The following is a 20,833-nucleotide window of genomic DNA, read 5'->3' as shown; positions in this document are numbered from 1 at the left end:
GTTTTGAGAGAAGTGTTTGGGAGGAAAATAATATGGAAAACTGGATTCCACTGAAAGACAAAGAATTAAAATTCGCCTGGAAGACTTTTGCGCGAGAGTTCAAATTTAGACCAAGCATCTCTCGCTTTCCCTCTTTTCAAGCCCCCTCTCCTTACATCACATATGACATCTCTGCGTATTTTGAGGACTCTTCTCTTCTACATGCAGATGAAGATCTTGAAAAAAAGGCACTGCTCTCTTTTCAGGAGAATATCACCGGTACAGACGAATATATGCTGACACTTGATTGGCAGCACGAATGCTACTGGATCACACCATATGGCTCGTTTGAAAAAGATGAATTTGGAGAATGGAAAGTTCCTGTTCTCCCTAATGGGGATTACTATTTCTTTTTATCAAAAGAAATGAATTGGGGGCTGCTAGGACATCCTTGGGAGCAAAGCATCACAATTTTCGGTGAGGGCTTGATTGACTCTTTTTCACGTCATCCCCCTCTTTTGTTTCAGCGTAAAATCAGAGAGGGATAATCAAAAAGCCTGCAGTTCTTCTGCAGGCTTCTTTCTATAGCTGAGGCAGATGCCATACTTTTTCAAGCATGAGATCGTCTAGGCTTTTAAAGGAATATCCTTGTTTTTTCAGAGCGGTGATGGCATCATCCAGCGCTTCGGCATTGTCTCTTGAGACGGTATGAAGTAAGTAAATGGCACCTGGGTGCGCCTGCTTCATCATTTGATCGTAAGCATACTGTTTTCCTTTTTGATGATGGATATGCCAGTCTACAAACGCTACTGACCAGAAAACAGTTTGGTAGCCGAGCTGTTTTGTTTCTTTTAGTACCCTTTCGCTGAACACACCGCGCGGAGGACGAAGATAGAGGTTATCTTGTTTTCCTGTGATTTTGTACACAGCTTCATTGACACGGTCCAATTCTTCTTTGATTTCTTTCGTACTTTTTGTTGTTAAATCAGGATGATGATAGGAATGGTTGCCAATGATATGACCTTCTTCTGCCATACGTTTGACAAGCCCGGGCTGGTCCTTTACAAAGTGACCTGTCACAAAAAAGGTGCCTGGTACTTGATGTTTTTTCAGCACGTCTAAGATCTTGGGTGTGTACCCATTTTCATAGCCATTGTCGAAGGTAAAATAAATCTCTTTCTTTTTCGTGTTGCCTAAATAGAACGCATCATACTTTTTTAACAGTGCCGTCAATTCTTTGCCCGCATCCGGCGGCCTGTGCTCTTTACTTTTCGCAAATCCCCAGTGGATGGGCTTATTAGACACGGCTTCCGCTTCTGAGAGAGGCATGGAAACAAAAAGCGCACATAAACAGATCAGCATGTATTTTTTCATTTACGTCACTTCCCGGTTTTTCTTCTATTTTGCAGAATAAGACCGAGACTCATACACCGATTCACCTGCCAATTTAAAGAAAAAAGCCCGCATCACGCGAGCTATTCTTCCTTCCAATCATTTTTAAACCGTTCATATTTCGCTTCCAGGTCGTCAATCATCTGGATCAGTCTGTCTATATCCTCAACGTCTGTTGATTCGGGATCTAATGAATCAATCACATTCATAAACATATCTAATCGGTTCTTTAAATAATCAACCTGCTGCTCTTTGCTGTCTGCTGCCTTACCCATCGATACACTCCCTTTAGCATTTGTTTATAGCTTATCTTTTTTTCCCTTGCAAATCAATTGTGTCCCCCTTGCGTATAACCGTGATGAGGCTTAAAATTAACTGTTGGCGGGTCTACGTTTGCCCGAATGAAAAGGAGATAGATACCATGAACCAAAAAACAGCACTTCGTCCGATTACACCTGCATACGACCCCTGGGAAGCCTATCTCGATGTGCAGGATTACGGAGAAATGAAGCTGACAAATATTGAATTTACGACAACAACGCTGTGTAACATGAGATGCGAGCATTGTGCGGTCGGCTATACTTTACAGCGTAAGGATCCGAATGCGCTGCCGATTGATTTGTTACTTCGCCGTTTAGATGAAGTTCCGCTTCTGCGCTCACTTAGTATTACAGGCGGAGAACCTATGCTTTCTCTTAAATCTGTACGGGAATATGTCGTCCCTTTATTAAAGTATGCCCATGAACGCGGCGTCCGTACACAGATCAATTCAAATTTAACCCTTGATTTGGCGCGGTATGAAGAAATTATTCCATACTTAGATGTCCTTCACATTTCACATAACTGGGGCACTGTCGAAGAGTTTGCAACAGTCGGTTTTGCCATGATGGATCGAAAACCAACCTTTGAGCAGCGCGAGAAATTATTTAACCGCATGATTGAAAATAGTCAGGCACTTGTCAAAGCGGGCGTAACCGTATCCGCTGAAACCATGCTGAATAAGCGTACGCTTCCATATATCGAACACATCCACCGGCAAATCGTCGAGGAAATGAAATGCCAGCGCCACGAAGTTCACCCGATGTATCCAAGTGATTTCGCCAGCGCCCTTGAATCATTGACGCTTCCGCAAATGCGGGATGCGATTCATCAGCTGCTTGATATTCGTGATCAAAACACCTGGATGCTGTTTGGCACCCTGCCGTTTTATTCATGCAGTACAGATGAAGAAGACCAGCGTCTCCTCAACCGATTGCGCCAGGAGAAAAATGTCACGGTACGAAATGACCCTGATGGACGCTCAAGGTTGAATGTGAATATTTTTGATGGGAATATTATTGTGACAGACTTTGGCGATACACCGCCGCTTGGAAACATTGCAACTGATACATTGCAATCAGCCTATACACGCTGGATGGACACGAAATTAGCAAAAGAACTGAATTGTCATTGCCCAAGCGTGCAGTGCCTCGGTCCGAATGTTTTAGTGAAAAACAGCTATTATCAAGATGTTGATTTTACTTCTCGTACAGCCAGGGGGTAACCGATAGATGGACGATACATTTCTGACAGTGGTCAAAAACAAATACATTGAAATTCTCCTTGTTGGACTCATTCTTTGGCTTGCCGTCTTTATGATTAACAAAGCTCTTCAAATTTTCTTTAAACGAACTGAGTTTATCGAGGACAAGAAGAAGCAAACGATCGAGAGCTTGGTCAAATCGGTCACGCAATACACCGCTTCGATTTGCTTTGTGCTCTATGTCATTTCTCTTTTCTTTCATGACTTTGGGAAAATTCTTGCGGGTGCTGGTGTCGCTGGGATCGTCATTGGTTTTGGCGCCCAGACGCTGATTCGTGATATTTTAGCAGGTGTTTTCCTCATTTATGAACGACAGATTCATAAAGGGGATTATGTGACGGTGAATAACCTCTTTAATGGAACCATTGAAGAGATTGGTCTCCGCTCTCTGCAAATTAGAGAATGGAGCGGCAAGCTGTTAACCATTTCTAACGGGGATATCCGTCAAATCCAAAACTATAACATGCACTACATGCGGATTACGGAATCTGTGTTAATTAGCGCGAATCAAAACCCAGATATCGCCTTCCAAGCACTTGAATCAGCATGTGACAATTTAAATCAAATGCATCATGATTTTCTTAAAAAAGATGAATTCCAAAACGCCATTGAACCCTTTCAGGTTCATGGAATTATGGGCTTGAATAAGCTGAATCGCGGGATTGAAATCACAGTAAAAGGAATGGTCGAAGACGAAAATTACTTCGAAGCCGCCCTCGCTGTGCGAAAAGAAATGATCAAACAGCTTCATCAGCATGATGTCAAATTACTTGAGGATCTCGCTTATCCCCAGCCTGCAAAATAACCTCATTTATGATGGGGTTATTTTTTTATATACAAGTTGCCGCGCTGACCCGGGCTTGCGAGAAACTTGGAACACTTGAACATTCGCTAACAATTCTTTTCATTCCAGCCCTCTTACTTCTATCCTCTTGACTGATTCATGTATAATAGATAGCAGAATGATTTCATGCAGCATGGGGACCCTCATACTGTGTATTTTCTAAGTGAAAGAGAGTGAATAAGATGGGTCGTAAGTGGAACAACATTAAAGAAAAGAAAGCATCAAAGGATGCCAGTACAAGTCGTATTTACGCAAAATTCGGGCGTGAAATCTATGTGGCTGCCAAACAAGGTGAGCCAAACCCAGAATCAAACCAAGCACTTCGTTTTGTCCTAGAACGTGCAAAAACATATAGTGTCCCAAAACACATTGTGGACCGTGCCATTGAAAAAGCCAAAGGCGGTGCGGAAGAGAACTTCGATGAGCTGCGCTACGAAGGATTTGGTCCAAACGGATCAATGGTGATTGTTGACGCCCTCACGAATAATGTGAACCGTACAGCTTCAGATGTTCGAGCAGCATTTGGGAAAAACGGTGGAAACATGGGCGTAAGCGGCTCTGTTGCCTACATGTTTGACGAAACAGCTGTCATCGGTGTCGAAGGGAAAAGCGAAGAAGAAACGCTTGAGCTTTTAATGGAAGCAGACATTGATGTACGTGACATCATGGAAGAAGATGAAACGGTGATTGTGTACGCTGAACCAGATCAATTCCATCAAGTACAAGAAGCATTCAAACAAGCCGGCGTAGAAGAATTCACTGTCGCTGAAATCACAATGCTCCCTCAAAACGAAGTGACATTAGATGATGAATCGAAAGCACAATTTGAAAAGCTGATCGATGTATTAGAAGAGCTTGAAGACGTGCAGCAGGTTTATCATAATGTGGATTTAGGGGAATAAAAAACTTAAGCCATAGTAGTCGTTGAGTTCATTCAACTTCTACTATGGCTTTTTTATTTTCTTTAAAAATCATGGATAAAGCGTTAATGTCTCTCCTATTGATAAGGAGATTAATTCATCCCTTGAAACCCAAACGTCAAGTGATCCTGAACAGGTATCCAAGCGCCGATTCCTTGTGAGGTCACGTTTTTTACGACGAGTTTTCGTTTATTTCCTTTTAGCACAAGGTACACTTCTCCGTATGTGACCTTACCTTTTTCGTTAATCGCTGGTGCATAGGCATGAAGCGATGCTGCTTTTTTCGGAGAGACGTGGTATGATTGATCTCGTTTTGTTCCTGCACCAATCACGGTGTCAAAAGCGAGGGGCAGCTTTGTTTTTTGAATCGCTTTTTGCATCATCAATGTTTTCACATCTTCTGGGTTCGGCACTTTTGCTGTGAGGCCGCCGCTTACTTTCACTTGCTGCTTTTGAACGTATTTTCCAATGGCTGTTTTGTTGCCGCCTCTGTTATCAATGTGGTTCGTATTCACTTTTTTGTATTCCCAGTTGGCGACCGTTTCGTTTGAATCGTAGCTCAGCGCCCATCTCCCGAGGAAAATGGTCGCACGGTATCCAACAGCTAATGGCGTCCCTGAAATGCTGGATTCATTCAGCATTTTAATCAAATGAGTATTCTCGATCGGTACACTTGTTGTTTTGAACAATTCAGCCGTCAGCTCGCTCGGCTGGAGCAGCGGCTGATCCTGTGACGCGTTTGGATACGTATTCTCCTTGGAGATACTGGCGACAGAGGATGGCACTTTAAATGGCTTTGCCGCCTCCGCAGGAAAGCTGTATAGAAAACTTAAGGATAAGAGAACAACAAACATGATGCGGAGCATCTTTTTCATATCATCACTCTTTCTCATTCATTTTTCCATAGTATTTTCCGCAAAGACGTCCCTTATCCACAAAAGATTATAAAAGGAAAAATCCAATCGCCATAATAAAATAGGCAGCGAGTAATGTGGCGCCTTCAAACCAGTTTGTATCCCCATCATTTGATAAAATCACCGTGAGCAGCACAGAGGATGCCATCGCAATGAGCTCTGGCAAGGAGAAAATGAGCGGCATCTGCTTATCAAAAAATAGCGAGCTGATGACTAGGATTGGAGCGACCATCATGGCAACCTGAAGTGTGGAGCCAAAGGCAATTTCCACTGCTACATCCATTTTGTTTTTATACGCCATGATGACAGCTGAGGCATGTTCTGCGGCGTTGCCGACGATGGCCACAATAATGACACCGATAAACAGCTCACTCCAGCCAAACTGTTCTCCTACCGTATCAAATGTATGAACAAGTCGCTCTGAAATGTACGCAACTGCGATCGTCGAAAGCAGCAAAATCACGGTGGCAAACTTCCCAGACCATTCAGGTGTTTCTTCTTCCGTCTCCGCTTCACCTTGCCCACTCTCCTGCTTGGCAACATAAACACCGCGGTGGCTGACTAGTTTGAAATAAAGCGCCGCAACATAAAGCAAAATCATCACAATGCTGATCCCAATGCTTAAAACAAACTGTTTATTCTCTGCCATCTCCACCGAAAACACTTCTGGAACGACAAACGCTACAATGATGGCAAACATGAGCAAGCCTGAATTGTGCCTTGCATCATGGACATTGAACACTTGGCGCTTATATTTTAATCCGCCAACAAAAAAAGACAGCCCCGCCACAAGCAGTAAATTTCCGATGACTGATCCAGTTAATGAAGCAAGTACGATGGCCGTCAGTCCTTGCTTTAAGGCAAAAAACGATATGATTAATTCCACTGCATTTCCGAATGTGGCGTTTAAAAGTCCGCCAATTCTAGGCCCCGCAATGATGGCAAGACTTTCTGTGGCTCTTCCCATAAAACTAGCAAGACCAATAATGGCGATACAATAAACGGCAAACATGATGACCTGCGGGAAATGAAGAAAACTGCCAATCACCGATAGCGGAACACCGATTGCGACAATTACAAGAAACAAACGATTCATACAGCCATTCTCCTTTACATATGTCTGACTGTTATTCTTTCGTGAGTACCGGCATCGTATACATTTTAGATTCGCGCGTGTGAGAAAGTGATATCAATACTCCCTTTCACAGACTGCACCATTGAGCAATGCTTCAATGCAAGGGTGATCACTTTATCGATTTGTTCATCAGATGTATTGATGGCTTCAAATAAGATATGTAAATGAATGCAGGAAATTTTGTTTACAGCCCCTGCCCTTGTCGTTTCAGGTGTGATCGTCAGCCCTTCATAGGATATTCGCTTTTTACGGCATACATGAATAAGCATTTCTCCAAAGCAGCCTGCAATGGCTGAGGTGAACAATTGAGATGGACGGAACCCCAGTTCTTCTGTTCCTGAAATAGGCAGCTGCCTGTCCTCAATATGTGCGATCCAATGATCCTTTTTGTATGTCAGCGTCATTCCTTTTCCACCTTTCTATTGAAACCCCTATGGTTCCATTGTACGATGAAAGCATGAACTTGTAAGGAGCATCTTATGTCGAGAATTCACTTTATGATTTTAATTTTACTTGTATCCGTATCTGGTTTTTCACAGGGGGCATTACTTCCTGTCATTTCCATTATCTTTGAACATGCCGGTACTTCTCCTACGTTAAACGGCCTGCATGCCACAGGCTTATATCTCGGTGTACTGCTTGCGTCTCCTTTTATGGAAGCACCGCTTCGCCGGTTTGGATTTAAGCCATTAATCGTCATTGGAGGCGCCGCTGTCTTTTTAAGCTTATTTAGCTTTGTGTTTTTTGAATCTTATGTCGTCTGGTTCTTCCTCCGGCTCATGATCGGGATTGGTGACCATATGCTGCATTTCTCTACACAGACGTGGGTGACCTATGCTTCATCCTCGAGAAATCGCGGACGAAATATTTCACTATATGGATTATCGTTTGGACTTGGATTTGCCGCCGGCCCTTTTTTAACTCCTCTCATTGAGATCAATCCATCTTTGCCTTTTATTGTTTCTGGTGCCGTTAGTTTATGTATTTGGCTGCTTGTGTTTGTATTAAAAAATACATATCCAGATACGGGCGAAGTGCAGACGTCAGAGCAGACAAACAGTTTGAAGCGCTTCAAAAAAGCCTTTCAATTTGGCTGGGTCGCCTTTATGATGCCCTTTTGCTACGGCTTTTTAGAAACGACGCTTAATAGTAACTTCCCTGTGTATGCACTCAGAAGCGGTGTGACTGTAGATGCAGTTGCGTTTATTTTACCTGCGTTTGCCATTGGGAGCATTGTCTTTCAGCTTCCTCTTGGGATGCTCAGTGACCGGTTTGGCAGACGCCGCATCATTTTATGTGTCACACTCGCTGGATCATTCTTTTTCCTTTTGGCAGGGATTTTCATTCAATCCGTTTTGGCTGTGGCCATCTGCTTCTTTATTGCTGGAATGGCTGTAGGCTCCACCTTCTCACTTGGCATCAGTTATATGACAGACTTATTGCCAAAGCATCTGCTTCCCGCCGGGAATTTGATGTGCGGAATGGCGTTTAGTGCAGGAAGTATTCTCGGGCCGGTACTCGGAGGATTCTTTGTGCAAACGTTTGAAGGAATGAATTTACTTTACCTTGTCAGCATCGTGATTTTATTTGTGTTTTGCTGCGTTCGATTTGGGAGAACGACGGCTGTGGTGGAAAGTCACTAAAATGGAGGGTCAATCGTTGTTTACCTATAACATCACAAATGAGTTGACTTTGGCATCTCTACAATTAGATGATGCGGACACACTATTTAGCCTTATTCAAAAGAATAATGCCCATTTAGGAGAGTGGCTCCCATGGGTTCATCACTGCAAAAGCATAGAAGCGGTCAAAACGTTTATTCAATCAACTCAAACCACCTACAATGAACAAAGAGGATTGGAAGCTGGCATTCAGCTGAACGAGCAATTAATCGGTGTGTTCCGTCTGACGTTTGATCAACAATTAGGCAATATCGGTTATTGGATTGATGAAGATGCGCAAGGACAGGGCATTGTGACAACCATCGTGAAATATATGACAGATACCTTTGCTCCTAAAGTGGATGCATTTGAAATTTTTTGCCCTGCTGGCCATGTCAGAAGTGAACGTGTAGCGATAAACGCAGGGTTTCAGCATGATCCTCATTACCAGTCAAAACCTGATACAGCTTTTATCCTTAAGCGGTATATACGATTGTCGAAATAAAAACTCCCCCGCATCGCAGAGGAGTTTTTTTCATTTAATGATAACCATTTTGCCCGTTCGCACTGCCGCTTGTTTTGTGCTTTGGCTGATGGCCTTTGTTTTGTTTCGTGTTGCTTCCGCCTTTTTTCGATTGTTTGGACATATGTGATTCCCCCATCCATCAAGATTGAACATGTTCGTTCTTCTTTAGGATGCCCGAATTTCTTCACACCTTGCCTGGTACGATTTTACGCTTATGTAAAAGCGCATTGAGCTCGCCGCCAAGGATAATCATGATGCCGGTTAAATAAAACCAGATCATTAAAATAATGATTCCCCCAATACTTCCGTACATCGCGCTGTAATTAGCAAACTCGCCTACGTAAAATGAGAACAGCATGCTCACAAAGATCCATCCAATCGATGCAAAAATGGCGCCTGGCAGAACAAATTTCAATTTCAGCCTGATATTTGGGGCGAAATAGTACAAGGATGTAAACACAATCAATAAAATCAGCGGGCTAATGATCCACCTCATCGCCGTCCAAATGGTGAGAAAGGCATCTGACTGCCCGACTAATTTAGCGAGAAATAAGCCAAGTTCTTTTCCAAAGACAGGCAGCATTAAGGCGAAAATAATGGTAAGAACCATTGCGATGGTTAAGATGATTGATGTTAAACGTACGAGAACGAAGGAACGATTTTCCTCAACTTCGTAAGCATGGTTAAATGCTCTGACGACGGCATTAATGCCGTTAGATGCAGACCAAAGGGCGGCAATAATCCCGAATGACAGCAATCCGCCGTTACGGCTGTTCAGTGTCTCTTCAGCAATAGATTCAATCATGGAAAGCGCTCCTTCTGGCGCATAACCAGAGATGACGCTCAGGACATCCTTCGACGTCAGCGGCAAATATCCAACGAGCGTCAGCACGAAGATGAGAAACGGAAATAATGAAAGCAAAAAGAAGTAAGCAAGCTCAGCAGATTTTGCCGGTCCTTCATGCAGCAAAAAGCGTCCAATTAACGCTTTAACAAAACCCATACGCCTCATCTCCAATGATCAATCTTTCTATTTCGATCGAAAGTGATCCTTTGTTTCTTCAATAATCTCTAATACTTTTGGGGTTGTTTCCTTTAACTGATTGACTTGTTCATTTAAAAATGACAAGTCATCTGAGACTGTTCGCATCAGCTGCTTCGTTTCTTCCATTTTTTCTTTCACGCAAGCAGAAATTCTGGCTGGCTCCTGACGGTATTGCGCCAGCTTTTCCTGACAGTCATCCCATTTGTCTTTCAGCGCGATTCTCGTTGGCCGATGAAATAATGTCAGCAGTGCGCCGCAAGCTGCTCCTATCACAGCTCCTCGAAGCATGATTTGATTTTTCTCTTCCATCTCGTCTGATCTCCTTTCAGTTAAAGGTGTTTCTCTTTCTTTACATACGTCAAAAAACGATCAATTCCTGTTTCAATTAAATCATGTACTTCCTCGAAGTTTCCAGTGTAATAAGGGTCTGGCACATCATCTCGATCATCGTCTTCAACAAAGTCAAGAAGACGGCCAATAAAGTGATGTTTCCCATAGCCGGCTATACTGCGAAGTGCTCCTACATTTTCAGCATCCATCGCAATGATATAGTCGTATGCTGTGATGTCCTCATCCATGATTTGTCTTGCGGACATCCCTTCATAGCTGATCCCTTTTTCATCAAGCAGTTTTCGTGTTCCTTCATGCGGAGGACTTCCTTGATGCCAGCCGCCAATGCCTGCTGAATCAATGACAAAGTGTTCGCTTAGTCCCTCATCTTCTACTCGTTTTCTAAACATGGCCTCCGCCATCGGTGATCTGCAAATATTGCCAAGACATACGAATAATACATGAATCATCCTTCATTCTCCTCCTATCTTTTCCCTAAGAGCTGCTTTCGAAAACCTTTTCTCTATCATATCAAGCCCTTTTTCTTTTGAAAACTTTGCAAGAAAAACTCCCATCGGCATTGACACATTATACAAAAAAAGGTGACACTTTAGGAGAACTGCACAAATAAAGGGGGATACATATGGGATGGGTAGAACAGATTGTCAGCAGTATCAATGATGTATTATGGGGACCACCGCTTTTGTTTTTGATCGTGGGGACTGGGATTTACCTTACCTTTCGCGTACTCTTCATTCAAATTAGGCTGCTCCCCTATTCGCTGAAGCTTGCATTTTCAAAGCAAGACAAGACATCAGAAGGTGATATTTCTCACTTCCAAGCATTAATGACAGCTCTTGCTGCAACGGTTGGAACGGGAAATATTGTAGGGGTCGCCTCTGCTGTCATTGCCGGCGGACCAGGCGCTGTGTTTTGGATGTGGTTTGCAGCGTTCTTTGGAATGGCGACAAAATATGCTGAAGCTGTTCTCGCCGTGAAATACCGTGTCAAAAATGAAAAAGGTGAAATGTCCGGCGGACCGATGTACTATTTGGAGCATGGCTTGAAGCAAAAATGGCTAGGGGTGCTGTTTGCTATTTTTGGTGCTACGGCTGCCTTTGGAATTGGGAATCTCGTGCAGTCAAATTCGATTTCTGGTGTCATGAATTCAACCTTTCAGATTCCAACATGGATCACAGGCATTATTATTACGGCCTTTACTGCGCTCGTGATTTTAGGCGGGATTAAAAGCATTGGCCGGGTGACGGCTATTTTTGTACCAGTCATGGCTTTATTCTACGTCATTTGCGGGCTGATCATTCTTGTCATGAATGCGGATCTTGTCCCAAGTGCAGTCGGGCTCATTTTTACGGATGCATTTACAGGTCAAGCCGTTGCAGGTGGCGCGATCGGTACCGTAATCCGCTGGGGTGTGGCGAGAGGGGTATTTTCCAATGAAGCAGGTCTTGGTTCTGCACCAATCGCTGCTGCTGCTGCCAAAACAGATATGCCTGCTCGTCAAGCGCTTGTGTCAATGACGCAAGTATTTATTGATACGATGATTGTTTGTTCCATAACCGGGATCACAATTGTCATGGCCGATATGTACGTCACAGAAAAAAGTGATGCACTCACCTCGTTATCCTTTGCTCATTTCCTTGGACCAACCGGCTCAATCATTGTTGCAATCGGCTTACTTTTATTCGCTTATTCCACCATTATTGGCTGGTCCTATTATGGTGAAAAATGCTTTACATATTTGGCAAAAGATTCGTATGTGATGTATTATCGTGTTGTGTTTGTTATTGCTGTCTTTTTCGGTGCCGTGTTTAAGAATGATTTCGTCTGGGGCGTGGCGGATATGCTAAACGGACTGATGGCTGTTCCGAACTTAATCGGCCTCATTGGTTTATCAGGAGTTGTCGTGTTTGAATCTAAACGAATCATTGATAAGATCAAACAGGAGAAAAAGGAGAAAAACATCTCGGTGTCGTCTTAATAGCCCTTTTATTCTTTTGCATTTCTGTTAAAATAGACATATTATTCAACACATATGCAGGAAAGGACGTGCCGCCCTTGTCAGAGCAAAAAGCGGCTGAAGTCAATCAGCTGATTGAAGACATTTCGCAAAAGTTAAATATGCTGAACATTGGAGTCATCAAAGCCGAGGACTTCAGTCCAGACAAGTACGAAGATATTGAATTTCTACACCAAATGGTGATGAAAAAATCTTCATTCAGCCCAAGTGAAATGCAAGCCATTGCAAGCGAGCTAAAAAACTTAAGAAAATAAACGTGCAAAGGAAACCAGATTGCGGTTTTCGCCGCTTTCTTCCATCCATGCACAGAAAAAGCCAGCACCCCGCAAGGTGCTGGCTTTGTTTATCCTGTCAAAACTGCTTATTTTGCGAGCAGTTTTAATGATTCACGGTTAAATGCTGGAATGTCATCAGGTGTACGGCTTGTCACAAGCTGATCCTGACAAACGACAACTTCTTCATCTTTGAATTTTGCGCCTGCGTTTTCCATATCTACTTGAATGGATGTATAGCCAGTCGCGCCTCTGCCTTCCAGCGTCTTCGCTGTAATGAGCAATTGCGGTCCATGACAGATCGCAAATACTGGTTTTTTCTCGTCCATAAATGCTCTTGTGAATTGGACATAGCGATCGTCTGCACGCAGAATGTCTGGTGAGAAACCGCCAGGAATCAGTAGTGCATCGAAGTCTTCAGGCTTCACGTTATCAATGGACGCATCCACTCTCACTTCTGCTTCTCCTTGCTTCCCTTTCACTGTTTTACCTTTTTCGTTTTCAATTACTGTGATCTCATGGCCTGCATCTTTAAAGGCTTTTGCAGGCTCGGTGAATTCAACATCCTCAAAGTAATCTGTTAATACAACTGCAATTTTCTTACCCATGTAGAAACCCTCCTGCTTGATTATCGTTTACACTACACACTATACCCGGGTACATTGAAATCAAACATCCTATCCCGATCAGAAAACCCCTTATGATAAAAATAAGCATTTAGACTTATTTATATTCCCTCAACAAGGTAATTCGTATGATTTATGTTATCTTTACAATAATCTGCAAAAAATAACTACAAAAGTTAACGAAACATTTCTACAATAGGTATTGTGGTCAAAAAAATTAGAAAGGCGGAGATCAGGTGAAGAAGCAAACACATAGGTCTAAACGAAGGAAAAACCTGTCTATTCTGCTCACTTCCATTATGATGATTAGTCTCATTCTCCCAGCAGTACCTACTCATGCAGCAATAGAAAACGGCGATGCCGTAAAAGTCAGCATCTTAGCCACAACGGATGTTCATGCGAACATGATGAACTATGATTATTACAGCGACAAAGAAACAAATGAATTTGGTTTGGCAAAAACAGCCGAGCTGATTGAAAAGCACCGTTCACAAAATCCAAATACACTCCTTGTTGATAACGGAGACCTGATTCAAGGAACCCCTCTTGGAGAATACGTTTACAAAAATGAGAAAGACCGCATCATCAATCAAACAAAGGTTCACCCCATTATTCATACACTCAACAAATTAAAGTACGATGCAGGAACACTTGGCAATCATGAATTTAACTACGGATTATCATTTCTTGACGGTACTATTGCCGGGGCTAACTTCCCGATTGTCAATGCGAACGTCAAAAAGTTAAATGGAGAACACCGTTTTACGCCTTATGTGATCCAAGAAAAAACATTTAAAGATGCAAACGGAGCTTCACAAACTGTGAAAGTCGGTTACATAGGATTCGTTCCACCGCAAATTATGACGTGGGATAAGAAGAATTTAGATGGACAAGTTCAAGTGCAGGATATCGTCGAATCTGCCAATGAAACCATTCCTGAAATGAAGGAAAAAGGCGCAGATATCATCGTCGCTCTTGCCCATACAGGAATTGAAAAAACCGCTTCGCCTAAAGGATCAGAAAATATGATCTTTGACCTTGCCACGAAAACGAAAGGCATCGATGCGATCGTGTCCGGTCACCAGCACGGCACATTCCCAAGCGCAGAATATAGCGGGGTCGACAAATTCGATGTCTCAAAAGGAACGATCAACGGCATTCCAGTCGTCATGTCAAAAAACTGGGGAAGCTACCTCGGAGTCATTGATTTAACATTAGAGCCTGACGGCAGCAAATGGAAGGTCACAGACGGAACAGGAAAAATTGAATCTGTTGCAGGAGTCACCTCTCAAAACAGCACTGTGAAAGATGCCATTCAAACGACGCATCAAAACACACTTGATTATGTGAGAAAACCTGTCGGTAAAACAGAAGCAGACATTAACAGCTTTTTTGCTCAAGTGATGGATGACCCTTCTATTCAAATTGTGACAGATGCACAAAAATGGTATGCACAAGAAAAAATGAAGGATACGTCATACAAAAACTTACCGATTTTATCTGCAGGCGCTCCGTTTAAAGCCGGCGGCCGAAACGGTGTGAATTATTATACGAATATCGCAAAAGGAGATTTAGCGATTAAAAATATCGGCGATCTCTACCTTTACGACAACACCGTGCAGATTGTCAAACTGAAAGGCAGTGAAGTGAAAGACTGGCTCGAGATGTCTGCCGGACAGTTTAATCAGATCAAACCAAACGATTCAAATGAACAGCCTATTTTGAACGAAGAATACCGCTCGTATAACTTTGATGTGATCGATGGTGTCACCTATCAAGTCGATGTGACGCAGCCTGCTAAGTACAGCACAACAGGCACTCTTGTTAATGCGAATGCAAACCGCATCAAAAACCTGTCCTACAACGGGAAACCAGTCTCTGACAATCAAGAATTTTTAGTCGTAACGAACAACTATCGTGCTTCTGGCGGCGGGGGCTTCCCGCATCTGACGCAAGATAAAGTGGTGCTTGCCTCAGCTGATGAGAACCGCCAAGTGCTGATGGATTATATTATCGAACAAAAAACCATCAATCCAAGTGCGGATCAAAACTGGTCCATTGCACCAGTCAAGGGCGCAACAGTCACATTCGAATCTTCTCTTTTGGCTAAACCGTTTGCTGAAAAATCAAGCAGCGTAGACTTTGTTCGTAATGCGAGCACAGATGGTCTTGGCGTGTACAAGCTAGCCTTTAAAGGGGATGACACAACAGAACCGCCTGCATCAGACAACTGGAATTTAACAGTGATGCATACAAACGATACACACGCACACCTTGATGATGCGGCAAGACGTGCAACAAAGATTAAAGAAGTTCGAGCCGAAAGCAAGAACAACATTTTATTAGATGCTGGAGATGTCTTCTCTGGTGACCTATATTTCACAAAATGGCAAGGACTTGCCGACCTAAAACTGATGAACTTAATGAAATATGATGCCATGACGTTTGGTAATCATGAATTTGACAAAGGACCTTCTGTTCTTCGTCAATTCCTGACGGGCGATGCTTCAGATGTAGATGCGAAAAATCGTCACCAATTTGAAAAGCCTGCATTCCCGATTGTGTCATCAAACGTTGATGTCTCTAAGGAAAAACAATTGAGCGGCTTAGTGAAAAAGCCAGCCACATTTAAAGCTGGTGAGAAAAAAGAAGCTGGGATTTACCCATACATCCTGCTTGATGTAAACGGTGAAAAGGTGGCTGTATTCGGCTTAACCACTGAAGACACGGCCATTACATCCAGCAGCGGTCCTAACATTCAATTCAAGGATGCATACAAGAAAGCAAAAGAAACAGTCAACACCATTCAAACAAAAGAAAAAATCAACAAAATCATTGCTTTAACACACATTGGCTATAACCGTGACCTTGAGCTTGCTCAAAAAGTAGACGGTATTGATTTAATCATTGGCGGTCACACGCACACCCTTGTAGAAAAATTAAAGGTCGTCAATAAGAAAGAACCAACGATTGTCGCGCAGGTGAAAGACTATGGACAATTCTTAGGAAAAGTAGACGTGGCCTTTAATCAAAAAGGGGTCGTACAGCCAAAGGACTCTTCTTTTGACCTCATCACCATCGATGACTCTGTCAAAGAAGATGCCGATGCAAAAGCGATCCTCGATCAGTACAAGGCAGATATTCAAGATTTAAAAACGGAAAAAGTCGGGTCTACCGATGTCCTCTTAGACGGACAACGAGAGCATGTCCGTGCGAAGGAAACAAACCTTGGGAACTTTATTGCTGACGGCATGCTGAAGAAAGCACAGGAATCTGCTGGTGCTGATCTTGCCATCACAAACGGCGGCGGTATTCGAGGCAGCATTGAAAAAGGAGATATCACTTTAGGTGACATTTTAACGGTCATGCCATTCGGAAACACACTATATGTCGCAGATCTAAAAGGCAGCCAAATTAAAAAAGCACTCGAACAAGGGCTTTCAGGCATTGAGGAAGGCGGCGGCGCGTTCCCTCATGTAGCTGGCATTGAATATACGTTTACACTGAGTAAACCAGCTGGCAGCAGACTCATTGATGTCAAACTGAAAGACAAAAACGGCAAACTAACAGACATTGATGATAAGAAAACATACCGCGTGGCAACAAACGCATTTGTCGGCACAGGCGGCGATGGCTACAGCGTCTTTACAGAAGCCTCTCACGGCGAAGACTTAGGCTATGTTGACTATGAAATCTTCAAGGAGCAAATTGAACAGGCAGACGGCGGGCATATTTCTCCTGTCATCGATCATCGAGTGAAAGAAGTGTTCCTTCCACGTGCGAAAGGAAAAGGCGCCTATGACATTCAAGATGATGAGAAATTCCAAACGTATGTGCAGCATACAAACAAAGCATTGCTCTATTTAGACAAAGCGAGCGAAGCGAAAAACGTTCAATTGTCTCTATCAAAAGCACAGGTAGCCGAGCTGAAAAAAAGAGAGCAAGATCCGAACGTCACTATCTATCATGACAAAGTGGGACTCGCATTACCGCTCTCTAACTTGTCCGAGAAAAACGCAGAAATATCGATGACAAAGACGGATAAGGTGAAAAATGCATTAACGGATACGTATGATTTCCAAATCAAACAAGATCAGAAAAAGGTTTCTACCTTTAAAGATCCTGTTACACTTTCCTTTACATTAGATGAGCCTCAAAAGGCAAAGAAACCTGGTGTATATTATGTAGACCGCAAGAAAAATCGTTATGCCAAAACAAGTAATGGATCATTCGAAAATGGGGTCGTTTCAGGTCAAACTGAGCACTTCAGCGAATACACCGTTCTCAACCAAAGCGGGGCAGCTGGAACAACGCCAGATCAAACTGGCGGAGATGGCGGAAGTTCAGCGCCAGGCGGAGGTACAGGTACAGATCCAAACCAAGATGGAACCGGACTCCCAGGCGGCACACTGCCGAATACAGCAACGATGATGTATACAGCTGTATTGATTGGCGTACTCATGCTTGCCTCAGGCGGTATCCTATATTACTACCAGCGCAAGCGTACAAGAAAAAATGTATCATCCTAAAAAAGGACAGAGCGTATGCTCTGTCCTCATATTGTTGACAAAGGGCTAAAATGATCTTGATTTTAGCCCTTTGTCTTCTTTTCATCTCAATCTTGGGATAAATAAATCCAATTGCGCTTATCAAATTCTTTCACATTATCTGATCCTATATGACGCAGCATTCTATTGAAGAACGTGATATCATCTTCATCATCGATGGCATATAAATCCTCTTGAACATAATCTCTTATAATAAAATTCGTTAAGTTCGTATTATTCACAAAATCAGCAAAATAATCCTCTACAAGAGTTAAATCCTCTTCACTTAACTTTTCATCATTAATAATTGAAATATGAAACACATTCAAAATCGCTTGTATATCTTCTTCATCCATATAACATAATGGCTCTAGTTTTCGATCTTCTTCCGTAAACGGTTTTCGAGTATCTTCAATGATCACGTAACATAATATTCGATGATCTTTCATCACGCTAAAAATTTCTAAATCCCGTAATTTTAGTGGTCGATTCAGTCTAATCATTTTTCCTCCTATAAATCATGAACTTGTCGTTGTATATCCCCGCTTCTCCAAAAATTGAAACGGACAGAGCCTATGCTCTGTCCGTTTTTTCTCTTCTAGCAAAATCGACGAATCTGAAGCGGTCTAATCGGTGACGGCTTTCTGTGTATTGAAATAGACTCGTATCCTCTAAGAACACATAATTCTTTACCACGACGACATGGTCAAATCCCTTCAAATCAAGGTACTTCGCATCCTCTTCTGTACATGGCTCTACCACAAATTCCTTTTGAGCATAGCTGATCGATACACCGAGTTCTCCTTCAATATACTCGTAGATTGATCCTTCGCATATGTCTTTAGTCAAGACTTCGACATGCTTTTGCAAGAAGTAGTCCTTGTCTAAAATCACTTCTTCCCCGCTAATATTACGAGATCGAATGACTTTCCAAACGTCTGTCTGATCATCAATTTTCAGCTGAGACTGAATATACTGATCCGGTTTAATTAAGCCAAATTCATGAACCGTTGTGACTGTCTTTCGGCCAAGCGTTTGGGAAAGCTCTTTAAAGCTGACAAGACCTGATACAGGGAACTGCATTTTCTCCCGATTCAGCAATACAGAGCCTTTTCCGCGGATTTTTTGAATATAGCCATTTTGTACAAGAATATTTAATGCCTTTCTCACCGTCTCCCGGGACGTGTCGTACATGATAGAAAGTTCATGTTCTGATGGGAGGATGCCTTTATCCTGCCATTCACCTTGCTCAATTCGTCTTGCGAGCTGATCATAAATCACTCGAAACTTATTCTCTTTCATTTTCCCTCCGCCCCATTTTCTAGCGTTTGGTTAAATGATAAACGATTGACTCATATGGGCGCAACGTAAATCCCTTGATATGTGCCGGCACATCCTCATAATTGGATAACAGGACTTGCCCCTCCATCTCATCTACAGCCTGCACAAGCTCATCAGGAAGCGTAAAGTCCGCCTCCCCTGGATAAAAGTGATTGATCACGAGGAGCTTCTCATCCTTGCTTTCTCTAACATAAGCAAAAATCTTTGGATCTTCTGCTAAAAGTAAGGAGAAGCTGCCATATGTGATCACATCAAGTTCTTTACGCAGTCTGCAGAGGGCTTGGTAATGATAGAAAATGGACGTCCGGTCTTTTAACGCAGCTTCGACCGAAATGTCGTTATGGGCTGGCTCAATCCAAGGTGTTCCTGTTGAGAAACCTGCATTCTTCTCTGAGGTCCACTGCATTGGTGTTCTCGCATTATCTCTTGACTTGACCTGTAAAATGGCGAGTGCTTCTTCCTTTGATTTTCCCTTTTCAAGCATGACTTCGTACATATTGAGTGATTCGATATCACGGTAAGACGAAATGTCCTCAAAGCGAGGATTCTTCATGCCAATTTCCTCACCTTGATAAATATAAGGAGTCCCCTGCATCAGATGAATCGTGGTCGCCAGCATCTTCGCTGATTGCTGATGATACGTGTCATCATCACCATACCTTGAGACGATACGCGGCTGATCATGATTGCACCAGAACAGCGCATTCCAGCCGCCGCCCTCATGCATTTTCGTCTGCCATTCAGACAGAATTGACTTTAATTCTTGAAAATCAAATGGTGCGATCGCCCACTTTTCGCCGTTTGGATAATCCACCTTTAAATGATGGAAATTGAACGTCATATCCAGCTCCTGCCGATCAGGTCTTGTATACCGAATGCAGTCTGCGATATTCGTTGAAGACATTTCTCCAACTGTCATGCTATCGTATTTCGAAAAAACCTCCTGGTTCATTTCATGCAGAAATTCATGAATTCTCGGCCCATCCGTATAGTACATGCGGCCGTCGCCTTGCACAGATTGTCCGGCGTCATCTAAGAAGCGCTGATCCTTTGAGATGTTGTTGATGACATCCAGCCTGAACCCATCAATTCCTTTTTCAAACCAAAAGTGCATGATGTCATATACTTGCCTGCGCACCTCATCCTTCTCCCAATTGAGATCCGCCTGAGTGACATCATATAAATGAAGATAATAATCTCCTGTTACTTCGTCTAGTTCCCAGGCTGGGCCGCCAAATTTCGACTGCCAATCATTCGGCGGAGATCCGTCCGCTTTTGGCTCCTTCCAAATATAATAATCTCGATAAGGGTTATCCTTTGACTCACGCGAGGCTTGAAACCACTCATGGAAAATGGATGTATGGTTAACGGCTAGATCCATGATGACTCGTATTCCTCTCTCATGCGCTTCTTTCAGCATGCGTTCAAAATCTGTCATTGTGCCGTACATGTCATGGATTTTTGTATAATTACTAATGTCATAGCCGTTGTCATGCTGCGGGGACTCATACATTGGCGTGAGCCAAATACAATCCGCTCCAAGCTCTTTAATGTAATCAAGCTTTTTCGTCACGCCATTGATATCCCCTGTACCAGAGCCCGTTGTATCTAAAAAGCTCTTCGGATAAATTTGATAGACCACCGCTTTTTTCCACCATGGTTCATTTGATTGCTGATTCAA

General features: G+C 42.9%; 21 protein-coding genes. 9 read left to right on the top strand and 12 right to left on the bottom strand.

Features of this window, described 5'->3' with window-relative positions; translation table 11 throughout:
• Window positions 1–32: 32 nt before the first annotated feature.
• Window positions 33–527, top strand: coding sequence for a DUF2716 domain-containing protein (locus tag NSU11_RS04040; protein WP_342493806.1), 495 nt, complete (start codon window positions 33–35; stop codon window positions 525–527).
• Window positions 528–561: 34 nt separating this feature from the next.
• Here NSU11_RS04040 and pdaA read toward each other — a convergent pair whose 3' ends face one another.
• Entirely contained in the window at window positions 562–1,353 is a 792-nt protein-coding gene (pdaA, locus tag NSU11_RS04035; RefSeq protein ID WP_024425259.1) for a delta-lactam-biosynthetic de-N-acetylase, read from the bottom strand.
• 101 nt (window positions 1,354–1,454) lie between these two features.
• A complete protein-coding gene (locus NSU11_RS04030) occupies window positions 1,455–1,646 on the bottom strand; it encodes an SE1561 family protein (RefSeq protein ID WP_012009274.1) in 192 nt (63 codons plus the stop codon).
• Window positions 1,647–1,792: 146 nt separating this feature from the next.
• On the opposite strand from NSU11_RS04030, the gene yfkAB reads away from it, so the two are divergent.
• From yfkAB to NSU11_RS04015, 3 genes are all read left to right on the top strand, one after another.
• Window positions 1,793–2,914, top strand: coding sequence for a radical SAM/CxCxxxxC motif protein YfkAB (gene yfkAB / locus NSU11_RS04025; RefSeq protein ID WP_197202906.1), 1,122 nt, complete (start codon window positions 1,793–1,795; stop codon window positions 2,912–2,914).
• 7 nt (window positions 2,915–2,921) lie between these two features.
• Window positions 2,922–3,758 carry a mechanosensitive ion channel domain-containing protein gene (locus tag NSU11_RS04020; protein ID WP_151040226.1) on the top strand — a complete coding sequence of 279 codons (837 nt, stop codon included), beginning with the start codon at window positions 2,922–2,924 and terminating at the stop codon, window positions 3,756–3,758.
• A 221-nt stretch (window positions 3,759–3,979) separates the two neighbouring features.
• Window positions 3,980–4,699: a YebC/PmpR family DNA-binding transcriptional regulator gene (locus tag NSU11_RS04015; protein WP_034283703.1), complete on the top strand. Its 720-nt coding sequence runs from the start codon at window positions 3,980–3,982 to the stop codon at window positions 4,697–4,699.
• A gap of 110 nt (window positions 4,700–4,809) precedes the next feature.
• Here the strand turns inward: NSU11_RS04015 and NSU11_RS04010 are convergent, their stop codons facing one another.
• The 3 genes from NSU11_RS04010 to NSU11_RS04000 form a co-directional block, all read right to left on the bottom strand.
• Window positions 4,810–5,571, bottom strand: a complete 762-nt coding sequence (locus NSU11_RS04010) for a YfkD famly protein (protein WP_223255680.1) — start codon at window positions 5,569–5,571, stop codon at window positions 4,810–4,812.
• Between the two features lie 88 nt (window positions 5,572–5,659).
• Window positions 5,660–6,727 (bottom strand): calcium/proton exchanger, encoded by a 1,068-nt coding sequence (gene cax / locus NSU11_RS04005; RefSeq protein WP_034623163.1) that lies wholly within the window; start codon window positions 6,725–6,727, stop codon window positions 5,660–5,662.
• A gap of 65 nt (window positions 6,728–6,792) precedes the next feature.
• Complete coding sequence (locus tag NSU11_RS04000) at window positions 6,793–7,170, bottom strand: OsmC family protein (protein WP_197172191.1); 378 nt, start codon at window positions 7,168–7,170, stop codon at window positions 6,793–6,795.
• 75 nt (window positions 7,171–7,245) lie between these two features.
• Here NSU11_RS04000 and NSU11_RS03995 point away from each other — a divergent pair, with 75 nt between their 5' ends.
• Together NSU11_RS03995 and NSU11_RS03990 are read left to right on the top strand one after the other, a co-directional pair.
• On the top strand, window positions 7,246–8,409 hold the full coding sequence (locus tag NSU11_RS03995; RefSeq protein WP_342493805.1) for an MFS transporter: 1,164 nt from the start codon (window positions 7,246–7,248) through the stop codon (window positions 8,407–8,409).
• Window positions 8,410–8,425: 16 nt separating this feature from the next.
• Entirely contained in the window at window positions 8,426–8,932 is a 507-nt protein-coding gene (locus tag NSU11_RS03990) for a GNAT family N-acetyltransferase (protein ID WP_342493804.1), read from the top strand.
• A 205-nt stretch (window positions 8,933–9,137) separates the two neighbouring features.
• Here NSU11_RS03990 and NSU11_RS03985 read toward each other — a convergent pair whose 3' ends face one another.
• Genes NSU11_RS03985 through NSU11_RS03975 form a run of 3 tightly spaced genes read right to left on the bottom strand, consistent with a single transcriptional unit; the run spans window position 9,138 to window position 10,798 of the window.
• Complete coding sequence (locus tag NSU11_RS03985; RefSeq protein ID WP_342493803.1) at window positions 9,138–9,956, bottom strand: YhjD/YihY/BrkB family envelope integrity protein; 819 nt, start codon at window positions 9,954–9,956, stop codon at window positions 9,138–9,140.
• Between the two features lie 27 nt (window positions 9,957–9,983).
• On the bottom strand, window positions 9,984–10,307 hold the full coding sequence (locus NSU11_RS03980; protein WP_342493802.1) for a YtxH domain-containing protein: 324 nt from the start codon (window positions 10,305–10,307) through the stop codon (window positions 9,984–9,986).
• Between the two features lie 20 nt (window positions 10,308–10,327).
• Entirely contained in the window at window positions 10,328–10,798 is a 471-nt protein-coding gene (locus tag NSU11_RS03975; RefSeq protein WP_048240118.1) for a low molecular weight protein-tyrosine-phosphatase, read from the bottom strand.
• Between the two features lie 173 nt (window positions 10,799–10,971).
• Here NSU11_RS03975 and NSU11_RS03970 point away from each other — a divergent pair, with 173 nt between their 5' ends.
• Both NSU11_RS03970 and NSU11_RS03965 read left to right on the top strand, forming a co-directional pair.
• Window positions 10,972–12,327, top strand: a complete 1,356-nt coding sequence (locus tag NSU11_RS03970) for a sodium:alanine symporter family protein (protein ID WP_342493801.1) — start codon at window positions 10,972–10,974, stop codon at window positions 12,325–12,327.
• Window positions 12,328–12,404: 77 nt separating this feature from the next.
• Window positions 12,405–12,620 carry a DUF1128 domain-containing protein gene (locus tag NSU11_RS03965; RefSeq protein WP_003214000.1) on the top strand — a complete coding sequence of 72 codons (216 nt, stop codon included), beginning with the start codon at window positions 12,405–12,407 and terminating at the stop codon, window positions 12,618–12,620.
• A gap of 107 nt (window positions 12,621–12,727) precedes the next feature.
• Here the strand turns inward: NSU11_RS03965 and NSU11_RS03960 are convergent, their stop codons facing one another.
• Window positions 12,728–13,246 (bottom strand): type 1 glutamine amidotransferase domain-containing protein, encoded by a 519-nt coding sequence (locus tag NSU11_RS03960; RefSeq protein WP_024425275.1) that lies wholly within the window; start codon window positions 13,244–13,246, stop codon window positions 12,728–12,730.
• 254 nt (window positions 13,247–13,500) lie between these two features.
• Here NSU11_RS03960 and NSU11_RS03955 point away from each other — a divergent pair, with 254 nt between their 5' ends.
• Window positions 13,501–17,793: a multifunctional 2',3'-cyclic-nucleotide 2'-phosphodiesterase/3'-nucleotidase/5'-nucleotidase gene (locus NSU11_RS03955; RefSeq protein WP_342493800.1), complete on the top strand. Its 4,293-nt coding sequence runs from the start codon at window positions 13,501–13,503 to the stop codon at window positions 17,791–17,793.
• Between the two features lie 86 nt (window positions 17,794–17,879).
• Here the strand turns inward: NSU11_RS03955 and NSU11_RS03950 are convergent, their stop codons facing one another.
• The 3 genes from NSU11_RS03950 to treC form a co-directional block, all read right to left on the bottom strand.
• Entirely contained in the window at window positions 17,880–18,314 is a 435-nt protein-coding gene (locus NSU11_RS03950) for a hypothetical protein (protein ID WP_024425277.1), read from the bottom strand.
• Window positions 18,315–18,384: 70 nt separating this feature from the next.
• Complete coding sequence (gene treR / locus NSU11_RS03945) at window positions 18,385–19,113, bottom strand: trehalose operon repressor (RefSeq protein WP_024425278.1); 729 nt, start codon at window positions 19,111–19,113, stop codon at window positions 18,385–18,387.
• A 19-nt stretch (window positions 19,114–19,132) separates the two neighbouring features.
• Window positions 19,133–20,833 carry an alpha,alpha-phosphotrehalase gene (gene treC, locus NSU11_RS03940; RefSeq protein ID WP_024425279.1) on the bottom strand — a complete coding sequence of 567 codons (1,701 nt, stop codon included), beginning with the start codon at window positions 20,831–20,833 and terminating at the stop codon, window positions 19,133–19,135.

It is taken from the genome of Bacillus sp. FSL R5-0712 (genome assembly GCF_038593285.1).
Lineage (GTDB): Bacteria > Bacillota > Bacilli > Bacillales > Bacillaceae > Bacillus > Bacillus safensis.
This window is presented reverse-complemented; position numbering and strand designations above follow the sequence as displayed.

What these genes read in the sequence shown, in the direction of transcription:
- NSU11_RS04040 (WP_342493806.1), top strand. Translation starts at nt 33, where the DNA reads ATGGAAAACTGGATTCCACTGAAAGACAAAGAATTAAAATTCGCCTGG.
- pdaA (WP_024425259.1), bottom strand. Translation starts at nt 1,353, where the DNA reads ATGAAAAAATACATGCTGATCTGTTTATGTGCGCTTTTTGTTTCCATG.
- NSU11_RS04030 (WP_012009274.1), bottom strand. Translation starts at nt 1,646, where the DNA reads ATGGGTAAGGCAGCAGACAGCAAAGAGCAGCAGGTTGATTATTTAAAG.
- yfkAB (WP_197202906.1), top strand. Translation starts at nt 1,793, where the DNA reads ATGAACCAAAAAACAGCACTTCGTCCGATTACACCTGCATACGACCCC.
- NSU11_RS04020 (WP_151040226.1), top strand. Translation starts at nt 2,922, where the DNA reads ATGGACGATACATTTCTGACAGTGGTCAAAAACAAATACATTGAAATT.
- NSU11_RS04015 (WP_034283703.1), top strand. Translation starts at nt 3,980, where the DNA reads ATGGGTCGTAAGTGGAACAACATTAAAGAAAAGAAAGCATCAAAGGAT.
- NSU11_RS04010 (WP_223255680.1), bottom strand. Translation starts at nt 5,571, where the DNA reads ATGTTTGTTGTTCTCTTATCCTTAAGTTTTCTATACAGCTTTCCTGCG.
- cax (WP_034623163.1), bottom strand. Translation starts at nt 6,727, where the DNA reads ATGAATCGTTTGTTTCTTGTAATTGTCGCAATCGGTGTTCCGCTATCG.
- NSU11_RS04000 (WP_197172191.1), bottom strand. Translation starts at nt 7,170, where the DNA reads ATGACGCTGACATACAAAAAGGATCATTGGATCGCACATATTGAGGAC.
- NSU11_RS03995 (WP_342493805.1), top strand. Translation starts at nt 7,246, where the DNA reads ATGTCGAGAATTCACTTTATGATTTTAATTTTACTTGTATCCGTATCT.
- NSU11_RS03985 (WP_342493803.1), bottom strand. Translation starts at nt 9,956, where the DNA reads ATGGGTTTTGTTAAAGCGTTAATTGGACGCTTTTTGCTGCATGAAGGA.
- NSU11_RS03980 (WP_342493802.1), bottom strand. Translation starts at nt 10,307, where the DNA reads ATGGAAGAGAAAAATCAAATCATGCTTCGAGGAGCTGTGATAGGAGCA.
- NSU11_RS03975 (WP_048240118.1), bottom strand. Translation starts at nt 10,798, where the DNA reads ATGATTCATGTATTATTCGTATGTCTTGGCAATATTTGCAGATCACCG.
- NSU11_RS03970 (WP_342493801.1), top strand. Translation starts at nt 10,972, where the DNA reads ATGGGATGGGTAGAACAGATTGTCAGCAGTATCAATGATGTATTATGG.
- NSU11_RS03960 (WP_024425275.1), bottom strand. Translation starts at nt 13,246, where the DNA reads ATGGGTAAGAAAATTGCAGTTGTATTAACAGATTACTTTGAGGATGTT.
- NSU11_RS03950 (WP_024425277.1), bottom strand. Translation starts at nt 18,314, where the DNA reads ATGATTAGACTGAATCGACCACTAAAATTACGGGATTTAGAAATTTTT.
- treR (WP_024425278.1), bottom strand. Translation starts at nt 19,113, where the DNA reads ATGAAAGAGAATAAGTTTCGAGTGATTTATGATCAGCTCGCAAGACGA.